The sequence below is a fragment of the Enterococcus sp. DIV0800 genome, from assembly GCF_050559735.1.
GTDB lineage: Bacteria > Bacillota > Bacilli > Lactobacillales > Enterococcaceae > Enterococcus_A > Enterococcus_A devriesei.
In genome coordinates this window covers 1,639,194-1,651,849 of record NZ_CP187898.1, presented here as the reverse complement: position 1 = coordinate 1,651,849, position 12,656 = coordinate 1,639,194, and the positions used below count along the sequence as shown (strand labels likewise).

Genomic DNA, 12,656 nt, shown 5'->3' with positions numbered 1-12,656 from the left:
TTAACGGAAGTGAAGTGAAAACATGGGACGTAAGTGGGCGAACATCGTAGCGAAGAAGACTGCGAAGGATGCAAACAATAGTAAAATTTACGCAAAATTTGGGATCGAAATTTATGCAGCAGCAAAATCAGGAGACCCTGATCCGCATGCCAACCAAAAATTGCGTTTCGTTATTGAACGGGCGAAAACCTATAATGTACCAAAACATATCATTGATCGTGCGATCGAAAAAGCGAAAGGCTCTGGCGACGAAACCTTCCAAGAGCTACGCTATGAAGGCTTCGGACCGAATGGTTCAATGGTCATCGTTGACGCCTTGACGAATAATGTCAATCGGACTGCATCTGATGTTCGTGCCGCCTTTGGTAAAAACGGCGGAAACATGGGCGTCTCTGGCGCGGTTGCGTATATGTTCGACAATACCGCTTTATTCGGCTTTACTGGTGCTGATGCGGATGAGGTCTTGGAATATCTGATGGAAAAAGAAATTGATGTTCGCGATGTTGTTGACGAAGATGGACAAATCATCGTCTATGGTGAACCAGAAGATTTCAATGAGATCCAAGCAGCTTTGAAGGAAAAGGGCATTACAGAATTTTCGATGGCTGAAATGCAAATGATTCCGCAAAACGAAGTAACGCTGACCGGTGATGACTTAGAAAAATTTGAAAAAATGATCGACGTGTTAGATGAATTAGAAGATGTTCAACAAATCTATCATAACGTTGAGTTAGACGATTAAAAAAATAAAGGAGACGAGGAAATTATTTTTCCCCGCCTCCTTCTTTTTTTACTTAAATCGCTTTTTCTTGATAAAGTGTTTCTGGTATTTGTTCTAGTAACGGACTCTTCTGATCAACCACCAGCAGATTCAATTCATGCATCGCACGGGTGCAGACGGTGTATAAAATCAGCTTGTCTTGTTCCGTGTGATAATTTTCCGGTGAGACGTTCCAAGCAAAGACGCGATCAAATTCTAACCCCTTGGCTAAGTAAGTAGGAATAATAATCAGACTCTTCTTCATGAAGTCTTCGCCATCTGTCAGCAGCTGGACTTGGTCTTTTTGTTCTGGCGTCAATTGGTTATAAAGGTCTTGGCATTCTTCCACGGTCTTTGCAATGATCGCGGTGCGCCAATATTTTGCCAGTTCTTTTGTTTCCTCGATTTGCTGAACCAACCCGTCGATCATTTGACGTTTTTCATTGGCATAATAAATATTCGGCAAATCGCCTACGCGAGCAGTAAGCTCTACCCGATTTTCCTGGGTCAAAAACTGATTGGCAAAATTAGTGATCTCTTCAGTGGAACGATAACTTGTGGTCAGCTCAAAATGCGTCAATTCTTGCTCAGGAAAAATCTCCGCCAATGAATGAACCATACTTTCATTGCCAAAAACTTTTTGATTCAAGTCACCGCATAATGTGTAGGTTGCTTTGGGATACAAATGTTTCAACAAAGCGACTTGTGCCGGTGAAAAGTCCTGCATCTCATCAATGAAGATAAAACGCGCCTTTTGTCTAACATCCAGTGGATGGATCGCCTTCATTAATAGAAACAATAAGGTGCCATCTTCCAAGCTGATGTCTTTGCGTTTGAAATCTTGCAGTAATTCCGTTTGCATCGTTTTCCAATTTTCTTCCGTCAATTGATAGTGTTCCAATAAACTACTTGGGACCTGTTGCAGAAAATGCAGATATTGTTTCGCATAATTGATAAAACCGAAACGATTGATTTGGCGGCGTAAAGGACGGAATTTCTTTCGGACAATTTTTTGTGTCATTTGGCGACGCAATCGACGCTCCGCCTTTTCAGAATCTTCCATATCGGGATTATTGACAAAGACCGCATCGACTAATTCGTCGGCCGCTTTCTTTGCCCAATCCTTTTTCATCTCATCCTTTTCCAAGCCACCCAATTTCTTCAAAAGCTTCGTTTGTAGCAGTTGCATTCGTTGATACATCGGCAAACTAGGGTTGGCTTCTTGATACCAGTTGCGGATTTGCTGCTTAGAAATCAGTACATCTTGCTTTAGCTTCAAATCACGGAACAAAGGACCAAAATCAGAAATTTGCTCCACGTAACGATACAGCGATTGAACGATGGCAAAACTACTTTTCGCTCTTAAGACGCGATCATCTTGACCAGAAAGGAAGACTTCTTCATGACTTTCCTCCGTATGGATCTGATAGGTCGGCAATAACGCGGCTAAGAAGGTTTTGAAAGTTTTCGTCGGTATCCCGCTTTCGCCAAGAGAAGGCAGGACAGTCGAAATGTAATCTGAAAAAATATGGTTTGGCGAGAACAGCAATACTTGTTCGTTATCTAACCATTTGCGATTATGATAAAGAAGGTAGGCAACTCGCTGCAGCAAAGCAGAAGTTTTCCCGCTGCCGGCAATTCCTTCTACAACTAAGACTTTGCTTCTAGTGTCGCGGATGATCTCATTTTGCGAACGTTGGATCGTTGCCACGATATTTTTCATATGGTTCGAAGAGGCTTCGTCTAAAATTTCTAATAAGAAATCATCATTGATTGCTTCGGAAGTATCCACCATTGATAAAATCTGACCTTCACGAATCTTGAATTGTCGCTTTAATAATAATTCAATGGGAATGATCGCATCATGAGCTTCATAATGGGTTTGACCTAGTGTGCCTTCATAATAAAGATTGGCGATGGGGGCCCGCCAGTCAATGACGATCGTTTCTTCTTTTGTATCTCTTAAAGAAGCGATTCCTAAATAAAGTGTCTCCGCTTCTTGGTCTTCTTTAAAATCAATCCGAGCAAAGTAAGGATTTTGCCCCATTAGCTTAAGCACTTTTTGACGTTTTTCTTGTGAAGCGAAGGTTTGATAGCGTACTAACAACTCCTGCTCATGCTGGCGCGTCTCTGCCATCGTATCAGCTAGTGCTTCAAAGGAACCGGCTTGGATTTTTTGACCGGCATTTTCCAACATGTCGGTATCAAATTTTGATTTTGTTTCCTTTTTTTGATTGTCCAAAAAAGCAATTTCTTGTTGGATTAAGGTGCTTGTCTGTTGGACGTGCTCTTGTTCGTACTCTCTAGCGTTCATTGAGCATCCTCCTTTGTTTTTTCCATCAAACTGTTTTTAACAGCATAACAGTATAGCATAGAAGGGCGGAGAGAAGCAAAAGGCTGAATTTGACAAAAATCAGCAAAAAGGAGCTAGGACATTAATATAATCCTAGCCCCTATTCATGTGTAAACGGTGGTCCAGAAGTGGCTTCTTCGGAAATAAGCCGAAATTTTACAAAAATTTGCGGAGCACCAAGTAGGAACACTCAACATCAACGCTAGAAGTGTTGTGTTTCCTAGCTATTTTCGAAAATCCCGTCTTATTGTTGTGAAACAGTCCCTCCTTGATGCTCGAAACTGAAGACTTCTGTCCTAACCTTGATTCATTGCTCCTATTCAACGCGATTCAATGCTCTTCAATACTCTTCAATGCCATCATGGGCTCGCTGCATCTTAGCGAGATCAATTTTTTTCATTTCATACATTGCTAATGTCGCACGCTTGGCTTTTTCCTGATCAGGATCACGAAGCATGTCGTCTAGCTGGCTACTGGCTGTTTGCCAATAAACGCCGTATTTATCTTCCATCCAGCCACAGGGCCATTCTTTGCCTTCTTTCGTAATCGCCTCCCAAGCTTCATCAATATCTGCTTGGTCTTTGTAATACAAATAGAATGAATTCGCCATTGAGAAATCAAAAGGCTGTTTCTCCGGTCTATCCATAATAATCAAATCTTGCCCTCGAAGCTGAAAGCCAGCTGCTCGTAAACGTTCTTCCTTTCCTTTGATCATAAAGTTTAGTTTGCCGCCAAAAATTTCGATCCATTCATCAATTGCGGCCTGCGCTAGGCCATAGTTTTGATTGGCGAACATGATACAAGGGAGGATCGTTTGCAAATTATCCCACAGCCGAACTTGCCAAGAAAAACCGAAGCGGTCAGTTGTCCAGCCGAATTTTCCAAGTTCAGGATAATCGGTTAAGGGCATCAACGTTTCGCCTTGACTATTCAACTGATCCCAGACAAATTGTAATTGTTGCTCATTCTCACAATTGACAACATAGGAAATCGCTGGTGTTGGTTTGAACGTATCGTCACCGTTCAATAGCATGATCTCACAGCCAGCTAACTCCAAAGTAATAGTCAACGTATCCCCAATTTTCCCATGATCATCGGTTACATAATAAAAGGTTTCTTTTCTGTGACTATCTTCAAAGGTTTCTAAGTAAAATTTTGCAGCTGCTTCAGCATTGTGATCAAACCAAAGACAGCAGCCAAATTGATGCTCCATGATCGTTCATCCTTTCTCTAATAGAGATTGATATGCCACATGACGCCATATTGATCCTTGACCATTCCATATAATTTTGCCCAAAAAGTTTTCTCTAACGGCAACAAAATTGTTCCTCTTTCAGTGAGGCGACGGAAGATTTTCGTTGCTTCTTCAGTAGTGTGGGCGTTAAAAACTAAAGCGACATTATTTCCAACGACGATTGGTGGAGCCAGACCCTCTGGACTATCTGAAATCATGACATTTGTATCATTCAATTTAAGGCTAGCGTTCAGAACTAAATCTTTGAACTTGTCATTCAGCGGCTGCTGTTCGTCTTGAGGCATTTGACCGAAAGTCATCACCTGCGCTGGCTCGGTTTCGAAAACTTCTTCATAAAATGCGATGACTTCTCTGGCTTGGTCAGCAAAATGTAAATAGATATCCATGTGAACTCCTCCGTTCTTATTGCTTCACTTTACCACGAAGAAAGGGCTATCAATAACATTATGCTCTGTCAGAATTTTTATTTTGACGAATAGAAATGAAATCAGTATGCTGAAGGTAATAAGAGAGGAGCGCAAAGTATTGGATGCATTCAAACTTGGTGAAGGAGTCACGGTGACGACTGGACCCTTACAGGGAATCTATGGCGTAATTGTTTTTTATGATCAGCAGCAAAAACGCTACTTGGTTCGGTTTACAGGACAGCAGCAGTTATATTTTAGTCCCGAGGAGATTATTTTATGGTCTAAAAAATAGGGGATACGATTGATCCCTTATTTTTTATTTAATTGTGTTAAAATTAGGCGAAGTAATAAAAATAAGAGGAGTGATTCATCATGCCATTTGTACACATCGAATTAGTAGAAGGCAGAACACAAGAACAGTTAACTAAAATGGTGGAAGAAGTAACAGAGGCGGTATCAAGAACAGCTGGTGCACCAAAGGAAAACATCCACGTCATTATTAATGAAATGCAAAAAGATCGCTATGCGCAAGGCGGCAAGTGGAAATAATAAATGTTGTACTTGCTTTTTAAATCAATAAGTGTTTATAATGTGTTTGTAATTGATTGATGAAGAAAGACACCTGAACTTGAAAGCTGTTTAGCAGAGAGGAAGAGCACGGCTGAAACTTTTCCAGACAAGCGCGAGGGATGACCACTTTCAAAGACTCCTGTTAAATGCAGGGGCGGACAGCGCCGTTATCGCTTGTGAGGGACAGAAATTCTGTCCAAAGATTAGGTGGAACCACGTTTATTCGTCCTAGTACCGTTACGGTACTAGGACTTTTTTTGTTAGTTCTACTTTCAGCTTTAGTTGAATTAGTAGAATGATAGGCGTACGAGAATCTGTTGAATGGTATCTAAACTTCACTTGCCTAACAAGAAAACAAATGTGTTTAAGCTTCTTTTTTCTATCAATCAAAACTAATAAGGGGGAACTACAGGATGGTAAAAATTTCATTTCCAGATGGATCAGCAAAAGAATTTGACAACGGTGTAACTGGTTTAGAAATCGCAAAAAGTATTTCTAGCTCATTAGCCAAAAAAGCCTTAGCCGTTGTAGTGAACGGTCAATTAGAAGATTTGAATCGTGCAATTGAAGAAGACGCGGAATTAAAAATCGTGACTGAAAGTGATGAAGAAGCCTTACCATTAATGCGTCATTCAAGCGCTCATTTAATGGCACAAGCAATCCGTCGTTTATTTCCTAACATGCACTTTGGCGTAGGACCAGCCATCGATTCTGGTTTCTACTATGATACAGATAATGGAGAAGGCGACCAAATCAGCGAAGAAGACTTCCCGGCAATCGAAAAAGAAATGAAGAAGATCGTCAAAGAAAACTTACCGATCGAACGTAAAGTCATGAGCCGTCAAGAAGCGCTAGATTTCTTCAGCTATGATCCTTACAAAGTAGAATTGATTACTGATCTACCAGAAGATGAAGTGATTACAGCCTATACACAAGGTGAATTCACTGACTTATGTCGTGGACCACACGTTCCTTCAACTGGAAAAATCAAAGTCTTCAAATTATTATCAGTAGCGGGCGCTTACTGGCGTGGAAATTCTGATAACCAAATGATGCAACGAATCTATGGAACAGCGTTCTTCAATCAAGCGGATCTAGATCATTTCTTGAAAATGCGTGAAGAAGCCAAAGAACGTGACCACCGTAAATTAGGGAAAGAATTAGACCTATTTATGATCTCACAAGAAGTGGGTTCAGGCTTGCCATTCTGGTTACCAAAAGGCGCAACAATCCGCCGCGTGATCGAACGTTATATCGTTGATAAAGAAATTTCTATGGGCTATGAACACGTTTATACGCCAGTTCTTGCGGACACTGGCTTGTACAAAACTTCTGGTCACTGGGATCACTATAAAGACGATATGTTCCCAATCATGGATATGGGAGACGGTGAGGAATCATTAGTCTTACGTCCAATGAACTGTCCACATCACATGATGATTTATAAAAATCACATTCACTCATACCGTGAGTTGCCAATTCGTTTAGCTGAACTTGGGATGGATCACCGTTATGAAAAATCTGGTGCTTTGTCTGGGTTGCAACGTGTTCGTGAAATGACGATGAACGATGCCCACATCTTTGTTCGTCCCGATCAAATTAAAGAGGAATTCCGCCGTACATTAGACTTGATCTTGGAAGTGTATAAAGACTTTGGCTTTGAAGATTATCGTTTCCGTTTAAGCTACCGTGATCCTGAAAATACGGAAAAATACTTCGACGATGATGCGATGTGGGAAAATTCACAACGGTTATTGAAAGAAGTTATGGATGAATCAGGCTTTGATTACTTTGAAGCTGATGGTGAAGCAGCCTTTTACGGTCCTAAATTGGATGTCCAAGTCCAAACTGCTTTAGGAACAGAAGAAACGTTATCTACGATCCAATTTGACTTCCTATTACCAGAACGTTTTGAATTGTCTTACATTGGTGAAGATGGTAAAGAACATCGCCCAGTTGTCGTTCACCGCAGCGTCGTTTCAACAATGGAACGCTTCACTGCTTACTTGATCGAACAATACAAAGGTGCGTTCCCAACGTGGTTGGCTCCAGAACAAGTGGCGATCTTACCGGTATCTCCAGAACACCATGGTGATTATGCCTATGAAGTGAAGGACCGTTTGATGCGCGAAGGCGTTCGAGTGGAAGTGGATGACCGTAATGAAAAACTTGGTTACAAGATTCGTCAAGCACAGACACAAAAAATTCCTTATCTATTAGTCATTGGTGATAAAGAAGTGGAAAGTGCGACAGTCAACGTCCGTCGCTATGGTAGCGAAGACCAAGAAGTTCAAGAATTAAATCTATTCGTTGATGCAATCAAAGACGATATCGACAATATGAGTCGTAACCAAGATTAATCGCATATACGATACATTTGATCCGGTGAGGAAACTCATCGGATTTTTTATTTAGTAATCAAAGGATCATAAAGATTGTTTTTAATAGAAGAAAAAAGCAGAAGTTCATGGCGATAATTCATTTGTGGAAAACTTTTTAAAGAAAATGCGTCAAATCCGCTTTTTGAAATTTTGAGTTTTCCACAGAAAGAGCAAGTTGAGAATGTTTCACGGAAAATGAATTTTTTGTTAAGTGGAAATGATGGATTTTCGCGGATTAATTTGTCAAATAAAAAAATTATCATATCAGTGTGAAACACTCTTTGCTTTTCTATTATAAAAAAGTGACTGAAGTTTTTAAACTATGGTAAAGGTCATACGATTAATCCTTTTTAAAAAACATATTTTCGGCTACAATAAGACAAGTAACTGTCGAAATGGAAGGAACGTATGAATGAAACCAACGAATCCATTAAAGAAATTTTTTGAGAAACTAAAACTTGGAGACGAAAAAGGCCGTAATCAAAATAGAAGTCACATTCCTTTTAGATTGAATTTTTTATTTTTTGTCATCTTTGGCCTTTTTGTAATTCTAGTCACCCGACTAGGATATCTACAAATCGTCAATGGCGATAAAATGAAGGCAGAGATAAAGTCTTCTACAACTATTACCGTCAAAGAAAATGCACCTCGTGGAGTAATCTATGATGCAAAAGGAGTTGCTTTGGTCAATAATCAGGCAAATCCAGCGATTACATTTACCCGAGGAAACATGATGGAAGGCAAGGATATTCGTGACTTGGCGGATAAGCTAAACACATTGATCAATGTCCCCGCAGATGAAGGGTTGACGACCCGAGATAAAAAAGATTATTGGTTAGCAAATCAGAAAAACTTGGAGGCCGCCGAGGAGCGTCTTTCATTTAAAGAGAAAAATCTAGATACGTCAAATGAATATTCAAAGCTGGTTGATAAAGTAAAAGATAGTGAGATTCAGTTTGACGAGAATCAATTAAAGGCAGCAACGATCTTTAAACGAATGAATGCAGCATCGGCTCTTAGCACAGTTTTTGTGAAGAACGAAGGTGTTACTGATGAAGAATTAGCAGTTGTTGCCGAACATGCTGCTGATTTGCCAGGCGTTTCCACTGGTACCGACTGGGATCGGTCCTATAATGATGACTTAGATGGCTCGTTACGAAGCATTCTAGGGGACATTACGACTGAAAAACAAGGCTTACCAGCCGAAGAAGCAGAGGCTTTGTTGAAAAAAGGTTACGCTCGTAATGACCGAGTAGGTAATAGCTATTTAGAGAAACAATACGAAGAACAGCTGCAAGGGAAAAAAGGCGAATACAAGGTAACCTTGAATCAACAAGGAAACATCGAGAAGCAGCAAGAGGTAAAAAAAGGCGAGAAGGGTTCAAACCTTGTCTTGACTATTAATACGGAGTTCCAGAAAAAAGTTGAAGATATTTTACGGAAACATTTTCAAAGTTTAGTCGATAGCGGTGTCGCTAAGTATTCACCAGGTGCGTATGCGGTGGCGATGAATCCGAATACTGGTGAAGTTTATGCCATGACCGGTTTTAAACATGACGTAAATAGCAAGACATTGACGGAAAATACGTTAGGGACCATTACGAATGCTTTTGTACCAGGTTCTGTGGTTAAAGGCGGAACCATTACAGCTGGTTATGAATCAGGAGCAATCAGCGGCAATGATACGTTGATCGATCAACCAATCAAGTTGGGTGGAACAGCTCAAAAAAGTTCTATATATAATAAAGTGTTGGGAAATCAAATTCCCTTGAACACTGTCCAAGCTTTGGAAATTTCTTCTAATGCTTACATGATGCAGATTGTCTTGCGGATGTTAGGTGTACAATATCAATACGATATGACGTTGCCGGAAATTGCCTCATCTAAAGAAATGTATGAAAAATTACGAAAAGGGCTTGCGGAATATGGCATGGGCGTGAAGACTCAGATTGACTTGCCGAATGAATCACCTGGTCTAGTGAATGATCAATTTGGTACGGATCAAGCTCCTGGTGCTGGTAATCTGTTAGATTTATCATTTGGTCAGTATGATACTTATACACCAATGCAATTAGCCCAATATGCGGCGACAGTCGCTAATGGTGGGACGAGAATCTCACCTCACGTAGTCAAAGGAATTTATGGAAACAATGACAGTGGTGGCTTAGGTTCACTACAACAAGAGATTACAGGTAAGAAATTGAATCAAGTAAATATCACGCCTGAGCAAATGAGTATTATTCGAGAAGGCTTTTATCAAGCGGTCCATGGCACAAATCCTTATACCACTGCCAGAGATCTTGCTTCAGCTAAGTTAGATCCCGCAGCAAAGACAGGGACAGCTGAGACAGTTCCAGATGGACATCCAGATGTGAATACGATCAACAGTAATCTTGTCGCTTACGCACCTTATGATAAACCGCAGATCGCGATTAGTGTGATGCTGCCTAACTTAGACGAAGACCACGATGATACCAATAAAGCAATTGCGAAAGACATAATAGATGCGTTTGCTGATACTTATGGCGTACAATAAACTAAGAAGCTTAGCTTCTTAGTTTTTTTTTTGACGAATGAACCAATCTTATAAACATAATAGTTAGGAGTGGAAATAATGTCAGTATATGACTTTGAGGTAAAACAAACAGATGGAACAGAAAAAGAACTTTCAGATTATCAAGGAGATGTCTTGTTGATCGTTAATACAGCGACAGGCTGCGGCTTTACACCGCAATATGAAGGATTACAAAATTTATACGACGATTATAAAGAACGCGGCTTTGAAATTTTAGACTTTCCTTGCAATCAATTCGGCAATCAAGCTCCCGGCAGCAATGTGGAAGTTGCAGAATTTTGTCAATTAAAATACCATACGACTTTTCAAACTTTTGGTAAGATCGATGTCAATGGTGAAAACGAAGCCCCATTATACGCCTATTTAAAGAGCGCGCAAGGTGGTTTACTTAACAAAGCAATCAAATGGAATTTCACCAAATTTTTAGTAGATCGTCAAGGAAACGTGGTAAAACGCTACGGATCGCAAACAAAGCCAGAAAGCATCGCGGCTGATATTGAGGCGCTGTTGTAAAAACGTCAAGTAGAACTACTTAACAAAATTGGCAAAAAGACTAGTCAAAGAATTCAAAACATGATATGATATCAAAGTCTGAGAAATATCTTGGAAAACTGGTTATATTAGGGAGGGAAAATCATGCGCGTAAACATCACTTTAGAATGTACTTCTTGTAAAGAACGTAACTACCTAACAAACAAAAACAAACGTAACAACCCTGATCGTTTGGAAAAAATGAAATATTGCCCACGCGAACGTAAAGTTACTTTGCATAAAGAAGTAAAATAATCGCCTTATAAAGTCAGTGATCATACAACGATCACTGACTTTTTTTGTCAGTTATGTTTTCTGCGGTGTTTGTAGTTTAAAAACTAAAATTTGCTAATTTTACTATTAGGAATAGGGCTGTTTAGCATAATGATATGCCGAGGAGAATAAGAATAAATTTTGTCAAAAATTTATAGTTCCTTTTAATTGGAGTCTGCGATCAGTTTTTCTTCCTACTCAGCAGTTTAGAAAAATCGTATACGAAATGAGGATGACATCAATTTTTTGGGGTAAAAAATGATTCCTTTTAATCGCATCAACCCTGATTTTTTCTACTTTATTGATCAGCTTGAAAATCTACATAAAAACTTCATAGAATCCTAAATAAAAGCTAACTTTCTAGTGGTAAAACTAGTTATTAAATAGAATTAGAATAGAAAGGAAGGTTCAGATGCGTAAAGTTCCACCGATTTTAAAACCAATTGCTTTGCTGACATTATCCATTTTGATTGCGACAACGACAGGGATTTTAAATAATTCCAGTTACCGTCAGACGAAAGCAACGCCAACCACTGAATCGACCACACAAGAACCAACTGCCAGTTCTTCGGAGAATCAGACAACGACGACTCCTGAAACAAGTTCTACTATCCAACAGGCACCTAATACGATAGAAGAACATTCAGCAGAAACTAGTCAAGGCGAAAACAGTCCGGCCACTAGCGAGATTTCTTCATCAATGGCTTCATCATCGACAGAAGCTTCGCAAACCGAACCAACGCAACAGCAACCAGCAGAGGCACCAGCTGCTGTGCCAGAAACGAGTGATGATTAATGACCTTACTTTTAGATATTATTAATGGATTGAATAAATTTTTAGGCTTTTTAGATATTAGTCCCAAATATTCAAATCGTGCTTATACGCTTTTGAGTATTCTTCCGACGGTGTATATTTTGCGAATTGTTTATGGGCTGTGGCTAAACCATAATTATTTGCAACTAGCCATTTACAGTTTGGTTTTTCTGATATTGGTCTATTTCTTTGTTTTGAATTTCTTTTATTATTTTTTGGACAAAAATTTAAAGGCGGATGTCACCCAATTATTTGTCAAATACTTGCCAGATGATGCTTTTAATATTCAAAATGAACAGCCTAAAAAGGCAAAAAAAGTCTTTGAGCAAGCCGAGGAAGTTACTGTGGATTTCATAGAAGATTATCAGTTAAAGTTGGCGGAAGACATTCAAGAATTGATTACTGGAGGAGAACTAACGACACGAGATTTGACTCAAGAGGAAGGTTTTTTGATTGAGGAAAATACATTGTACCCTTATTACTATGTGAAGCAAATCGCTCCTCAGCACTATCAGTTGCAAATTGGAAAAAATTATCGCGAGTTAGAAACCATTGGAACAATTCAGTCAAAAGAAGCATTGAAGCCAATTGGATTGTTTATTGTTGGCGGTGATTTTGTTAAAGAGGGGGTTCGTTATCACGAGCCTTATCGATTAAAATTTTTGGTCAAAACAGAAGAGGTGACCACCCGAAGTCGCCGCAGTAAAAAATAAATGCCGACTGATTGGGGATTTCGC

Annotated in this window: 12 protein-coding genes; 9 read left to right on the top strand and 3 right to left on the bottom strand. The window is 39.7% G+C overall.

All coding sequences use genetic code 11. The features are described 5' to 3' along the window. Nucleotides 1-22 precede the first annotated feature (22 nt). On the top strand, nt 23-742 hold the full coding sequence (locus tag IGI54_RS08060) for a YebC/PmpR family DNA-binding transcriptional regulator (protein WP_071860973.1): 720 nt from the start codon (nt 23-25) through the stop codon (nt 740-742). A 52-nt stretch (nt 743-794) separates the two neighbouring features. On the opposite strand, the gene helD is transcribed toward IGI54_RS08060, so the two are convergent. From helD to IGI54_RS08045, 3 genes are all read right to left on the bottom strand, one after another. Beyond that, nucleotides 795-3,074, bottom strand: coding sequence for an RNA polymerase recycling motor HelD (gene helD / locus IGI54_RS08055; protein ID WP_430620405.1), 2,280 nt, complete (start codon nt 3,072-3,074; stop codon nt 795-797). Between the two features lie 379 nt (nt 3,075-3,453). After that, on the bottom strand, nt 3,454-4,326 hold the full coding sequence (locus IGI54_RS08050; RefSeq protein ID WP_430620404.1) for a VOC family protein: 873 nt from the start codon (nt 4,324-4,326) through the stop codon (nt 3,454-3,456). 17 nt (nt 4,327-4,343) lie between these two features. Beyond that, nucleotides 4,344-4,754, bottom strand: a complete 411-nt coding sequence (locus IGI54_RS08045) for a VOC family protein (protein ID WP_430620403.1) — start codon at nt 4,752-4,754, stop codon at nt 4,344-4,346. Between the two features lie 139 nt (nt 4,755-4,893). Here IGI54_RS08045 and IGI54_RS08040 point away from each other — a divergent pair, with 139 nt between their 5' ends. From IGI54_RS08040 to IGI54_RS08005, 8 genes are all read left to right on the top strand, one after another. Beyond that, the gene (locus IGI54_RS08040; protein WP_216430651.1) at nt 4,894-5,067 is read left to right on the top strand and encodes a hypothetical protein; all 174 of its coding nucleotides are present in this window, start codon (nt 4,894-4,896) and stop codon (nt 5,065-5,067) included. 80 nt (nt 5,068-5,147) lie between these two features. Then, nucleotides 5,148-5,324, top strand: coding sequence for a 2-hydroxymuconate tautomerase (locus tag IGI54_RS08035; RefSeq protein ID WP_071860977.1), 177 nt, complete (start codon nt 5,148-5,150; stop codon nt 5,322-5,324). 434 nt (nt 5,325-5,758) lie between these two features. Then, on the top strand, nt 5,759-7,705 hold the full coding sequence (gene thrS, locus IGI54_RS08030; RefSeq protein WP_071860978.1) for a threonine--tRNA ligase: 1,947 nt from the start codon (nt 5,759-5,761) through the stop codon (nt 7,703-7,705). A 433-nt stretch (nt 7,706-8,138) separates the two neighbouring features. Further along, complete coding sequence (locus IGI54_RS08025) at nt 8,139-10,262, top strand: penicillin-binding transpeptidase domain-containing protein (protein WP_430620402.1); 2,124 nt, start codon at nt 8,139-8,141, stop codon at nt 10,260-10,262. A 78-nt stretch (nt 10,263-10,340) separates the two neighbouring features. Further along, nucleotides 10,341-10,814, top strand: coding sequence for a glutathione peroxidase (locus tag IGI54_RS08020; RefSeq protein ID WP_071860980.1), 474 nt, complete (start codon nt 10,341-10,343; stop codon nt 10,812-10,814). A 123-nt stretch (nt 10,815-10,937) separates the two neighbouring features. Beyond that, on the top strand, nt 10,938-11,087 hold the full coding sequence (rpmG, locus tag IGI54_RS08015; RefSeq protein WP_010740369.1) for a 50S ribosomal protein L33: 150 nt from the start codon (nt 10,938-10,940) through the stop codon (nt 11,085-11,087). A gap of 430 nt (nt 11,088-11,517) precedes the next feature. Further along, nucleotides 11,518-11,901, top strand: coding sequence for a hypothetical protein (locus IGI54_RS08010; RefSeq protein WP_430620401.1), 384 nt, complete (start codon nt 11,518-11,520; stop codon nt 11,899-11,901). Beyond that, nucleotides 11,901-12,632 carry a DUF6681 family protein gene (locus IGI54_RS08005; protein ID WP_430620400.1) on the top strand — a complete coding sequence of 244 codons (732 nt, stop codon included), beginning with the start codon at nt 11,901-11,903 and terminating at the stop codon, nt 12,630-12,632. The genes IGI54_RS08010 and IGI54_RS08005 overlap by 1 nt, the downstream gene beginning before the upstream one ends. Nucleotides 12,633-12,656 lie beyond the last annotated feature (24 nt).

Coding starts and splice junctions, on each gene's coding strand:
- IGI54_RS08060 (WP_071860973.1), top strand. CDS start 23: ATGGGACGTAAGTGGGCGAACATCGTAGCGAAGAAGACTGCGAAGGAT.
- helD (WP_430620405.1), bottom strand. CDS start 3,074: ATGAACGCTAGAGAGTACGAACAAGAGCACGTCCAACAGACAAGCACC.
- IGI54_RS08050 (WP_430620404.1), bottom strand. CDS start 4,326: ATGGAGCATCAATTTGGCTGCTGTCTTTGGTTTGATCACAATGCTGAA.
- IGI54_RS08045 (WP_430620403.1), bottom strand. CDS start 4,754: ATGGATATCTATTTACATTTTGCTGACCAAGCCAGAGAAGTCATCGCA.
- IGI54_RS08035 (WP_071860977.1), top strand. CDS start 5,148: ATGCCATTTGTACACATCGAATTAGTAGAAGGCAGAACACAAGAACAG.
- thrS (WP_071860978.1), top strand. CDS start 5,759: ATGGTAAAAATTTCATTTCCAGATGGATCAGCAAAAGAATTTGACAAC.
- IGI54_RS08025 (WP_430620402.1), top strand. CDS start 8,139: ATGAAACCAACGAATCCATTAAAGAAATTTTTTGAGAAACTAAAACTT.
- IGI54_RS08020 (WP_071860980.1), top strand. CDS start 10,341: ATGTCAGTATATGACTTTGAGGTAAAACAAACAGATGGAACAGAAAAA.
- rpmG (WP_010740369.1), top strand. CDS start 10,938: ATGCGCGTAAACATCACTTTAGAATGTACTTCTTGTAAAGAACGTAAC.
- IGI54_RS08010 (WP_430620401.1), top strand. CDS start 11,518: ATGCGTAAAGTTCCACCGATTTTAAAACCAATTGCTTTGCTGACATTA.
- IGI54_RS08005 (WP_430620400.1), top strand. CDS start 11,901: ATGACCTTACTTTTAGATATTATTAATGGATTGAATAAATTTTTAGGC.